The organism is Nostoc sp. DedQUE07 (assembly GCF_034530975.2).
Taxonomy (GTDB): domain Bacteria; phylum Cyanobacteriota; class Cyanobacteriia; order Cyanobacteriales; family Nostocaceae; genus Nostoc.
Genome location: NZ_JAVRCC020000001.1, coordinates 185527 through 198044 on the forward strand (window position 1 = coordinate 185527; position 12518 = coordinate 198044).

Sequence of the window (12518 nt, forward strand, 5' to 3'; positions counted from 1 at the left end):
AAATTGGATATTAATTAAGATACATAGCAAAAGTTGTGAATAAATTGTGAACTGGTTAAGAAACCTTGTATTGCAATCTTGTACCTAATATGCAATTAACAATTTTTTGCATATTTTTGGTGATGTTAAAAATTATTTTTTATACATTGAAATGATATCTCTTTTGTAACTTTCGTCAGATAATAAGTTCTTTATAATCCAATACGGTTTGGGCTACTTGTACAAAATCGTGGGTTTTGAGACGCGATAAATCGCCGTCTCTACAAGTGTTTTGGTCTTATCTCAACTGTATTGCTTTATAATCCTTCTCTTTAATTGCTTTTGCAATAATGATTGAGTACAGCTTCATTAACTTTTGCTGTTTAATGAAGCTGTAACAATCACAAGAGGCGAACAAATTAAGCTACAACACTGACAGAGAAAACAAAGTCATTTGCTGTGAGCTTAGTTGATGTAATTCCTAGCAATGAAGCTAACTCAGTATTTCCGATTTTCACGATGGTATCATTACCGTGTTGCAATAGTGTTAGCCCACTAAATTGAGTAACACCAATACCGCCCAGCCCGATTTTATCAATGCCAACTGTAAAATCAGTGACAATGTTCTTGCTCGTTGGCAGACTGGCGTTAGCAATCCAGAATTGGTCAGCACCAGTACCACCAGTGATGCTATTACTACCCCCTTGACCAGCAAATAGCACATCATCACCATCGCCACCAAACAGGGAATCATTGACATTAGAGGAGAGTTTGTCATCTCCAGAACCACCGTAGAGACGGTTATTGCTACCGTTACTTGTGAGAATGTCGTTACCTGAGCCACCGAATAATGATTGACGAAAACCTTCAATTACTGTGAGATTATCATTACCTGTCGCCCCAAACAAATTATTACTACCACTGGCTTCTACCACAGTAATAACATCATCACCACTGCCACCATCGGCACTAGTATTTTGAGTCGGGCCATTTTGACCAATAAATATGCGATCGCTACCATCTTCCCCGGAAACTGAAGAGTTATTCCCTGCAAGCACTGTGTCATCACCCTTTCCAGCCAGAATTGTGTTACCTTCAGCACCTTCTATAAAGTCTGCTCCGTCACCTGCACTAAAGAATTGTCTTGGCTCAAGATTGACAGTATCGCTGTTGCTAGAACCAAAACCGTTGGGAAAAGTAGGTTGTACAGTTGTCAGATTATTGGGTAATTCGAGAATACCAAGTTTTTCAGCAGCCGTATTACCTGTAATGTTAAAGTCGTTATCGTTAATCAAAGCTAGAGTATTGGGTGCTACCAATGCTAGACCTTCTAATTTTTCCACCCCGGTGTAGCCTAACTGAGCAGCATTAGCAATCAAACTCTTGCTGACAGGGATAATATTGACAGTAGCTAACTCCGCAGAGGTCAGTTGTTCAATAGTTTTATCAACTGGCAAGGTAAAGTTAGCAGGGTTGTTGATGTTAGTTGCCCCAGCTAAATCAATTTGGTAAATTAGTTTATTGCCAGCAGATGTACCATTATCATCTCGTTCAACTACTGCAAATTTGCCGTTACCCAAAGAAACTGCATCGCCAATCTTATCGGTTCCTGGTAAACCTTCTAGGCGATATAAATACTCTCCTGTTACCTGCTTGCTGACAATATCAAACTCTAGAATTCGCAGGTTGAGAGAACCTTTGGAAGTCGCATCATTGGCGACATCTGGATTATCAATTGGACTCTGAATAAAGGCATATAATTTATTACCTTCTAGTGCGACTGCTTCAAATCCTCGATTATTGCGACGTTGAGCATAAACTGCTGGCAATACCTCAGTGCCAAAAGTTCCAGCTGGTCGATCTGGGTTGGGTGCTGTGGCAGTTCCTTGAGGGATAAAGCGATCAATCAGTTTACCATTAGTGTCAAAGTGGTAAATTGCCGGACGGTACTCATCCACCAACCAGTAATCTCCATTTTGGGCAACGACAATGCCTTCTAAATCAGCACCCAAAGGATCGTTAGGTAGAACATTGTTGTTTAAGTCAACGGCAATTTCATCTGTGTAAGCTAAACCGTTTCCTACAGCTTGCAAGTTAGGTAGTCCCGTTAATGGGGTCGTTCCATCTTGGCGAAATAGTTCTGTTCTGTTGGTAATGCTGATTTCACCTGTGGTGCGGTTAAGTTCAAAGCTGACTATTTCTGGTTGGAAGTCGGGTAATAAAAATGGTCTTTTGACACCATCAGGTTCTCCATTGGGGCCACGATCTGTGTTGGTAACAAATTTCAGGTTGCCATTTGCTGCAAACCCTTGGAAATACAACCCAGAAAAACCACCCAAGAAAATATCTTGATTTTTAGATGTCATGCCTAACTTCGGTAGGTTTTCAAATTCATAGATAGTCAGCTTGGGTTGGGCAACAGGATTGCGAGGATTGTAACTAGTGGTATCGATATTTAGAGAATTGGGGAAGGCATTGGCAATATTTTCCCAAGGCACCAGTTTAAAGTTAGAACTGACGTTTTCGCCATCGATTGTCTTGGCAGGTTCATTAGAGCCGTCTTGGGTGACAAATAAACCAAATGGAAAGTTAGGCCCCAGTGGCACATTAATTACATCAGCCCCATCTGACTCTTGCACGCTGTCAATTGACCCATTGTTACCAATGGCAAAGTTACCCACATATTCGTTGTTACCTTCACGTGTGTAAGCAACAAAGGTGCTATCGCCTTGGCTGGATGCTAACAAGTAGCCTGTGCCGTTTTTGCCATAATAAATAGTCAACCCTTCGGCATCATCGGTAAGGTGAGAACCACCCTCAAAACGGACGCGATCGATCGGCTTGCCTGTTGTGCCACCGTCCGGTTCTGCCTGGAATTTCCAGATGCCCACATCTTCTTGGGCTATGTAGAGAAAGCCGGTTTCTTGGTCAACCACCATACCCTCTGTTTGGGGAGAACGCCCTTCTGTGGTAGGCGAGGGGATGGTAAACTCCCGCACCAGTTCAGCGCCAATTTTGCTATTCCCTTTGTCAATCAATTTGAACTGAGCTATATCTCCAGTTTCTCGCCGACTGGTAAAGACATAGTAATCATTAGTTATGGGGCTACGGTATAAGGTAACTCCGTAAGAACTGCGGGTTGATGCAGAATAGGGAGGTTCAAAAGGTGATGTTTGAAAGATAGTACCAATATTACTATCGGTGATATCTTCCAAGTATTGTCCGGGGGTGGTGGGGTTGGGGTTGATTTTGAAGATTGCTAGTTTATCATTGTTGCGATCGCTAGCTACGGCAATATCAACAGATTGATTGCCTAATTTAAAACCGTATTGCAGGTCAATGTTGTTGTAGCGAATGCCACCGGGATTAACTGTTTGCAATAAATTACCAGACAAGTCATAAACCCGCAGTCCAGCATTTTTGACTGAGGTTAATACTAGGCTCTCGGAAGCATTTGTGGCATTAACATAGATGGCAGGGTCATCAGCATCAGCATTTTGATCTACAGCAGGCAGTGCTGGATCTTCATCATCAAATAAATCGGGACGAGTTTCTAATCTGGGTGCAGCAGTGGGAACTAAGTCTGCATTTAAAGTGAGGATCTGGGTAAATTGGCTTTGGTTAAAGTTGTTATCACTTACCAGCACAATGGACTGACGTCCATCTGCTAGTTTGGGGCCGAAGGCAAGACCTTCTATATTATCCACTCCTGTAATCGGGTGGTTTGCATCAGTAGGCAGATTCAGGTCAGTTAAATTCAACAGCAGTCGTTTTTGGGCGGGTTGGATAGCTGCTAGTTGTTCAGTACTCAGATTGTTGAGAGAATCGTAGAAGCTAATGTCAGTTGCACCTTGCAAAGAAACTTCGTAGATTTTGATCGTGTTACCTACACCTTGGGCAAAGGAACGTTCTAACGCTAGTAATGTGCCACGATTATCTATTGCTAATAAATCCGCTAAACCATTGTCAGCAGAACCTGTGCTGGGATTGGGTGGTTCGGGAATTGCATCAGTAATATAGAGGTATTCTTTTTCTGGCTGTCCAGTAACCAGATTGTATTGCAGAATTCGGGAACGGCTGCCACTGGTGAGTGAAGCTTTTAATCCATCTTGGGACAGCGCGTTTTCAGTGGCGGTGAATAAGGTTTTCTGGTCGGGTGTAATGGTGAGGCTTTCAAAGGCTAAGTTATTGTAAACACCTGATGTCTGCGTATCATCTGCATCGATAATACCGTTACTGTTGGTATCTTCAACTACTGGTAGGAATTTCCTGGGGACAAATAGCGAGCCTGTTTCTTGCCCTGTAGTTAGCGAAAACTCTTTAATAAAGGGATTGCTAACGCGACCAGCACCAGGATTAACTTCGCCCTCGGAAGAGATAAAGACTGTACCATTGTTAGTTAAAGCGATACCTTCTGGGTCAAGGCTGTTGGTTGCAAAAAAGTTGCCGTTGGTATCTTTCAGGGTTGTGACATTAGTAAAATTCACCCAGGAATCGCTGGCAGTAAAGGTATAAAAACGGGCAAGGGCAACTTGGGAGCGATCGTCTGAGATTGCATAGTAGCGGTTATTCACAGCATCGTAGGTGACACCAGAAAGTCCGCCTAGTGGAGTTTGTACCCCATTCACCGTTCCCGCTACACCAGCAGGAATAAACCCTGTGGCAAAAGTACTCTGCCCCACAAATCTTACATTGGGAATGGTTTTACCTGGTTCTGTTGCTCCGGTTTGCACATCTGCGAACACCAAGCGATGGTCAGAACTGGGAAAGGGAAAAGTACCTACCAAAGGAAACGTTGAATCAGTATTTAGAGGCCAAAATACTCCTGAGTTGGCAATTGTCAGGTTAGCTGAGGGCAGCACATAGTCAGTCCGCAGGTTTCCGGGAGTGTTATCAGCAAAGTCTGCGGTGTCAAAGCTAGGATTACCATTTTGGCTAATGTTTGCACCAGCTTGTAAGCCTGCTTGTTGGCGACCACCCAGGCTGGTGGGAATAACATTAGTATTGATATTGGGATTTTGCAATAGTTGGCGAATAGCGTTGTCAAAACTATCACCATCCAACGGATCTGCATTTTGATCGCCCACAATCACAAAGCTCGATCCAGCAGCAATACCGCCAGTTTTACCCTCATCATCGTAAATGTAATTACCATTACCAGGGGTAATATAGTCTGCCCAAAAGCGGATCTCGTCGTGGTTGCGCTTACCGTTGCGGTCTTCCGTGCCATCAAAAGTTGGCGGTGTGGGGTGGCTGGCGAGGATGTGAATTGTTTCACCGTTTACCTGGATGGGTATATCCCAGTGACTTTTAGAAGAAAGGCGTAGAACTGCCAATTCCTCCTGAGAATACCAATCATTTGGCTGTGGTGTTGTCGGATCGTCAGGAAGCAAAGCATTGGGCATATCCTTCCATAGAAAATTTTGAAAGGTGCGGATGTTGGCAGTGTCAATGGGATATTTGGACAACAGCAATATTCCGTATTGACCAGGGAAATTCCCGAATCCGAAAGCATCATCGCCATATCCTGATTCGCCTGGGGTTGTAACTGCTGTGCCATTGTTGTTCAAGTCAAAACCAGAGGCAATACCTGTATTAGAAGGAGCGATGTAGAAGTAAGGGTAGTCAACGGGTGTTGTACCATTCTGGCTGACGGCTAGGTAATTTTGCCGGAATAGTTGAACTGCCTCCGGGGAGTAGTCAAACTCGTTAATTAGCAACACATCCGGGTTATTACGCTGGATGATTTCTGCAACTGCCTTTGCTTGAGCGTTGTCAGGGGTAGACAAATCGCTGACTAACTGACCTTTGGCATTACGATTTAAAGAAGCGTTGAATTGAGAAAAGCGAATTGTATTAGTAGTTAGCATGTTTAATTCTGAGATAGATTCTAGACATGAGACTGTTTTGAAAATTAGAAATAGGGAACGGCAGAGGCGCAGAGTACACAGAGAAATCGGAGTTCGATTAAATCTGCGTTAAATAAAGACGAAACGAGTATCTGTTGTCAAATTGGTATTGCGGTTTAACCCGTTTTCCACAACAGCAATTAATTCCGTTCCATTGTTGGTGAAAATGCCTACAGCCGATCTCACTGACCCTAGCGAGTAATTGTTAGCAACTCCTTGAAGCTGAATTAGATCGCTTGCTTGAAAGTTGAGAATATCGGCATAATCATTGTTGCGAGAACTGGTATAGAAAGCTGAAGTTGCATCACCTAAAAGGTAAGTATCTGCACCTTGTTCGCCGTTGAGGAGGTCAATTTCGTTTGTGCCACCGCCCCAACCAATCAGGCGGTCATTGCCATTACCCGCAGAAAGTCCGTCGCTGCCAAGTCCACCTAAGATGGTGTCATTGCCATCGCCACCAAGGAGTACATCTATGCCTCCCTTGCCATCCAGGTAATCATTGCCTGCTCCACCGTCGATTAATTCACTGGTATTAGTGCCGATGACGCGATCGCTCCCAGCCAGAGCATTGACTATGTATTTGTTCAAACCAGTAAGTTCGCTGACAAAGATGATGTCGTTGCCAGATGTCGCCTTGTTATTAGCAACAGTCAAGTCAAAGGTATCGCTAACATTAGCGCCTTTACGATCGGTAGCAGTAACTGTAACTGCGAAAATGCCGATTTGGGAGATAGTACCGGATATTACACCTGTGTTGGCAACGATACTAGAACCAGTGGGTAAACCTGTAGCACTGTAAGTCAGGGTGTCACCTGGATCTACATCAGCAAATTTGTTACTGATATTGAAAGAAAAAGCTTTATTAGTAGAAATGATTTGGTCGTCAATCGTTTGTACTACTGTGGGAGCATTGTTTTTAGGGAGATTAAACCGAGCCACGCTAGGGTCATGATCGCTATCCTGATCGGTAAACTCTGAGTTGATGTGAACTACATCATATCCATCCAGGTTGTTGAGCAAGTTGTTACTAACTAAAACGTGGTCAAGGGTTTGGGCGTTACCTTCAAAGTTGTAGGTGTAACGCTCATTTTGCGGCAGAGTTTCAATTAAGGAAGTCAGTCCAGCACTTTCTAGGGTGTTGACGGGGTTGGAAAATTCAAAGTCATTTAAGTCACCCGCCACTACGACATTGGCATTGGGGGCGATCGCTAAAATATTGCTGACAAAGTTCTTCACCAGGGTAGCTTGTTGCTGGCGTTGGATTTCACTACTGAGGGTTGGTGGTTGATTCGGCCCAAATAATGGCTGGTCGCCACCTTTAGAATTAAAGTGGTTGCCAATTACATAAACAGTTTCACCGTTGAAAGTAAATTCACCAACTAACGGCTTACGACTGCTAGTAAAGGCGGAGTTGGTGGGGTCGATTAAACCAGGACTATAAGAAACTGTAGGAACACCAGAGACATTGGTAACTGTGGTGCTGGTGGTGGAACTACCACCAGGGCGATCTACAAAGCTGACACGATTAGGATTAAACAAGAAACCTACCCGGATATTTCCACCAGGTTCACCGCCGTTCGTATCGTCTACTGGGTTAATTTGGCGATATTGATACGTCGGGCCACCAGCAGCAGTAATTGTATCAATTAACTTTTGGAAGGTAGTGCTGGCATCAACGACGCTATCATTTGTTGCACCGTTATTGTCCTGAATTTCTTCGAGACTAATGATATCTGGTGATTTGAGATTATTAACAATGCGATTAGCCAGGTTGTTAAATTTGGTTGGATCGTCGCCTGGATCGAGGTTTTCGACGTTGTAGGTAGCGAGCGTCAGTTGGTTGGTGGTAGAAGTTAGGCTAGTGATTTCTTTTTGAATGTTACTGTTCTGTACTACTGTGGGAGCAGCCGATACTAAAACTTCATAGTTGTTAAAGCTGTAGTCAACGACACCGACAATATTACTAAGTTGCGTACCAACATTAACTTCAGGCAGTGTTAAGCCATTGTTGAGATCGTCAATTTGAATCCGCTCAGGATTGAAGTCTGAAGCACTAATCAGGCTACCACCGCGAACCGTTCGCCCTGTGGCATTTGCGCCATTGTCTGCTAATACCCAAATTTCTTCTGATGTACCAAAGTTTGCAGTGGGTGAAGTGGCGATTGGGTTATTCACCTGTACCAGCATTCCTTCTAAGCTTTCATAGAAGTCGATGCCATCCTGGGCAGGATCGAAGGTGGTTGTTCCAGTTTCGATATTAGCGATCGTGTCGTTATCGATTACCGTTGTCGGGATAGTTCTGCCACCATTACCAAGGATTGTAGCAGTGGGTAGATCGTTGCCACTAGAAACGGTAACAATTGTAGGAGTGGTGATTTGTGTTTTGGTTAAATTATTAGCATCGTTGCCGGGACGAAACTCTGTAACTGTTCCACTGACTAATACCGAATCGCCGACGGATACGGTTGGTGCTGATGAGGTGAAGACGAAAATACCTTCGGAAGTGCTATCGTCGCTGTCTGGAGTGGGGTCTTGCAAGTAAAAACCGTTACTTGCTTTAACCGTAACAATTCCCGCTACATTGCTGACAGTCTGATTTCTAAAGGATGAGATATGCCCCGTTCCCTGAATGTCGCTAATCCGAACGGATGGAGTTACTTCAAATACCGCAACCGTCTTGCTGACTTCGGCTGTAGTAACTAACAAAGGCTTCCCAGTAGGACTATCAGCCGCCGAGACAAAGGTTAGCCCTTCGATCGCAACATCTTCCGGGGTGTTGATATATTGAACGAAGGTTGGCTTGTTGGGATTGGTCACTTCGTAAACGATGACATCGCCAGTGCGTTCTAAACCAATAAAAGCATAAGTGCGGTTGTTGATGACTCCGATCGCCACGCCTTCGGGTTCAGGCCCTTTGTTATCGCTGCGGGTGTCAAAAGTATCAGCCGCGCCATCTGAGTTAAACAGAGTTGGTACTTTGGTTGCAGTAATTTGTTCAAATTGGTCGCCACTGTCGAATATCTGATTGCCGCTAGCATTCCAAATTGAAAAGGAACGTCCCCCAAATGCTTCGATGCGGTCAAAATCTCCGTCTCCGTCAGTGTCTCCTGTGGCATTTGTAACGGTTAACCGTCCCAGGTTGGTATTTTGCTTTAGGGTAGCCGCATTGGGAAAAACTGTTGGATCTAAAACATATCCATTTGCGCCAACCCGGATTTCCTCGCTAAAACCAGTGTAGTCGCGGGAATCTCCTTCATTGGCGGTGATGTAGTAAGTCTGTCCGTTGGCTGTAAAGCTAGCGATCGCATCGGGTTGATATAACCCAACCACCGGCCAATTCTGAATATTGATTTTACCATCGCGATCGCTAGCATCTAATCCATTACCTGGAAGATTGTAATTTTTCGCACCAAGGGGCAAAATATTGGTGATCGTGGCGCTAGCAATATCCAGAATAGCGATCGCATTATTTTCTTGCAAGGTAATTCGTGCAGTTTGATTGTCTGGAGATACAGCAATATACTCTGGTTCTAAGTCTTGTGCCACCGTCGAACCGGGGCCAGTAATCCGTACACCTGCGGCTTTGAGTGTGGCGATCTGGCTATTGAAGCTTGTAAACGAGGCTTGGGCAACGGTTGCATTCGCCACACCATCAGCAATATTAATAATACTGACTGAACCTTCAGGATCTACTGAATTTGGTTGCCCGTAGCTGTTGGGTTCTCCCTCATTTGCCACTAATACCTTCGTGCCATCGGGCGTAAAGGTGAGCATATCGGGTAATGCACCCACCGCCACCGAGTTCAAAAAGTTGCCATTGGCGGCATTGTAAAAACTCACCTGTCCTGTCTGCTGGGCGTTTGTGCTGGTGTTTTGAATGGCGTAAGCGACTGCGACAATACCATTTTTCACCGCAACACTGTTGGGAATGGCTTGTGTCCCGACGGGAGGCGTAAATCCTGTTACCAAAGAACCAGTCGAGGTTAGCGTGCCTGTATTGCTGACATGATAAATTTCAACTATGCTGCCAGCAACCACAAATAAGCGATCGCTTCCAGAATCAAAGGCGGATATTTCGGCTCCATTAGTACTGGTGAAGCTGCCAATTTTCTGCAAAATACTGGGGTTATTGTTGGTTGCAATATCGTTATCAGCATTGAAAGAGATAAAAGCAATATCGCCTTGTGTCAAAGCCATTAATAACGTCTCCTTCAATTTATTTTGTATTGTTTGAAAATTACCTGAAAAGCTGATGTTCAGTAATAATTTGCCACCATAATCAAGTCACATTGACAATCGCAATATCACTATTTAAAAAAAATATTTTGCAGTCAAAAAAGCTACAGGGTTTACTAGTATTAATTCATATTCAGCAACCTCAAGTTATCTCAGCAACGTTAAGAAACTGCTAGCAAAAGGTTAAAAGAATAAATAATATACAGCTGGATTTAGATCCTCGACATCTCGAAGAAGTCCAGGAGACAGCAATTTTATGCCCATAAAAAAAGGCGGACAAGATGTCCGCCCCACAATAAGTAGTTGGATATTTTTTATTTGAAAGTCATTTTGTATTAAAAGCCACTCTTGCTTACCGGAATTTACCAGGGCTTAAACGAACACCGTTAGGTTGAGACTGACGACGAATTGCTACTCCACTCCGCAAATTGTTTCCAGTACCACCATCTTGACGATCGAGGAAAGGTTTCAGATTAATCCCACTTCTAGATGAACTAACCCGATTATTGCCACCGCCTAGAAGTGTGCGTCCTAAATTATATAATTCGTTGCCTCCACTAGTGCGATCGCCATAAGTGTTAACGGCGATCGTTTGTTGTCCGCTGTCAGCAGTAGTCAAGTTTTGGAAAATGCTATTGCGGATAACAACAGGATCTTTTCCACGGGGGACTGTCAGCACAATTCTACAGGTTGGATTAGCTTCAGTTGTGACGCAGACAGTATTTTCGTTATTCTCTACGGATGTCTGAAGTTCTTGTAAACCATCTGGGCGATAAAGTTCCAAGCGACTGGCAATTGCTGTACAACGCCTTTGTGCGTCCCAACCACCACCTAAAGCCGCAGGTGCTGCCCAAGCAAAGAATTGTCCTGGTTGACTTTGTGGCTGGTACATGACAGTATACTGTCCATTATAAGTCTGACAGGTAAACCGAGTTGTACCATCAGCAGAAGGTGAAGGTGGTACACCTGTCGATGTGTCTATTGGAACTGGTGCTGATGTGCCACCTGATGGTACTGTTGGTACTACTACACCATCGCCATTAGAATCATATTGCGCCATTGCTGCCGAATTGCCCAGACACAAAGATAAGCCAAGACTGCCCAAAGATATCAACCGCAGCATTTGTGATGACATAAATCATCCTCCAGTAGAAATAAATAGGGAATTGATAGTTTAAGTGACGAATAATTCTGGCTTTTGATTCAGCAAAAACCTATTTTTTTCCTCTTGTGCCTTTTTTCCGGCGATTAGCTTTTTCAGCTGTACTTGAATTTCTGTATGATGCCCCACTCCTTAATAGACGTAACGCTTGTAGCACTTATTTGCTTAAACTGAGTCATTTAAATACTTGAAAATTTTATTTGTATAGCAACAGTCAAGGTGGTTAGGACATCAACAGACGATAAAACTTAGACACAAAAAGGCTTTTCACCCAGTCCCCAGTCCCTTGCTATATTAAAAATTTTTTCCTAGTTTAAGGTGTTCCTGGAAGAATGGGTTCTCCGGCAACATCATCTAAACGGATACTGCTTAACAAATTTCGCCACTCTGCTTTCAGGGCTGCATCTTGAGGATTTTTTTGACGCAGTTGAGCCAACGTTGTCAGTGCCTCGTACCATATCCCATTTTGGGCATAGATAGCATAGCGCTTTAGAGGTTCTGCCGTTTCTAGTTGTTTGACTGTTGGTTGACTGAGGTTAACTCGTTTTATTACCCCTTCAACAAAACTTGGGGGAGCATTCTGTTGCTTGTCACAGTTAATTGTGAAAAACCAGCGGTATTGTTGGCCTACTGCTAAAGTGGGAGCAGTGCTAGGCAAAGAAACGCGGATGACTCCGGGCTTATCCGGTAGAGCGATCGCTTTTTTGTATACCTCGTTAGCATCTGGATCTTGCAACACAAATTCAACTGTATAGGGCAAATCTTTGGTATATGGCACATAGAAAAACCAACTTGGATGTTCTACTGTTGTTTGTCCCCAGACATTAATCACTGAGTTAGCTTCCTGAGTAAAGGGGACTAAAGCAGTCAGGTCAGGTTTAGTAAGTGGACATCCCTCCGGCCCGGTGCGCTTCGCTCCACCACGAACGCGACCTCCAGGAGGGGAGCCAGCTGGAATTGGAGGTTGATTAAAGGTTTTAGCTTGAGCAAGGATTGTTTTAGCATCAGAGCGATTAGGGGTTGGTTTCGCCAGTACTGGAGTCAGACTAACTGATAAACTTGTACAGCTAAAAGCTACTACTAAAAACAGCTTTATCGGTTGTGAATTTGAATTCATAGAAACCTGACCTCATAGGATTTTAGATTTTAGATTTTAGATTTTAGATTGGGCACTGGGCGTTAGGAGTGCTGAGTGAGGAGTTAGGAGTTTTGTTTATCTCCTTGTCCCCTTG

Annotated in this window: 4 protein-coding genes; all 4 read right to left on the reverse strand. The window is 43.9% G+C overall.

Annotated features, from left to right (window positions below; all coding sequences use genetic code 11):
- Nucleotides 1–398 precede the first annotated feature (398 nt).
- Complete coding sequence (locus RMZ95_RS00655) at nucleotides 399–5849, reverse strand: phytase (RefSeq protein WP_322683103.1); 5451 nt, start codon at nucleotides 5847–5849, stop codon at nucleotides 399–401.
- A gap of 108 nt (nucleotides 5850–5957) precedes the next feature.
- Nucleotides 5958–10085: a choice-of-anchor I family protein gene (locus tag RMZ95_RS00660; protein ID WP_322683102.1), complete on the reverse strand. Its 4128-nt coding sequence runs from the start codon at nucleotides 10083–10085 to the stop codon at nucleotides 5958–5960.
- 391 nt (nucleotides 10086–10476) lie between these two features.
- Nucleotides 10477–11259 (reverse strand): COP23 domain-containing protein, encoded by a 783-nt coding sequence (locus RMZ95_RS00665; protein ID WP_322673541.1) that lies wholly within the window; start codon nucleotides 11257–11259, stop codon nucleotides 10477–10479.
- A 340-nt stretch (nucleotides 11260–11599) separates the two neighbouring features.
- Complete coding sequence (locus RMZ95_RS00670) at nucleotides 11600–12403, reverse strand: DUF928 domain-containing protein (protein WP_322682914.1); 804 nt, start codon at nucleotides 12401–12403, stop codon at nucleotides 11600–11602.
- Nucleotides 12404–12518 lie beyond the last annotated feature (115 nt).

Excerpts from the sequence above, each read along its gene's own strand:
- RMZ95_RS00665 (WP_322673541.1), bottom strand. The coding sequence starts at position 11,259 with ATGTCATCACAAATGCTGCGGTTGATATCTTTGGGCAGTCTTGGCTTA.
- RMZ95_RS00670 (WP_322682914.1), bottom strand. The coding sequence starts at position 12,403 with ATGAATTCAAATTCACAACCGATAAAGCTGTTTTTAGTAGTAGCTTTT.
- RMZ95_RS00655 (WP_322683103.1), bottom strand. The coding sequence starts at position 5,849 with ATGCTAACTACTAATACAATTCGCTTTTCTCAATTCAACGCTTCTTTA.
- RMZ95_RS00660 (WP_322683102.1), bottom strand. The coding sequence starts at position 10,085 with ATGGCTTTGACACAAGGCGATATTGCTTTTATCTCTTTCAATGCTGAT.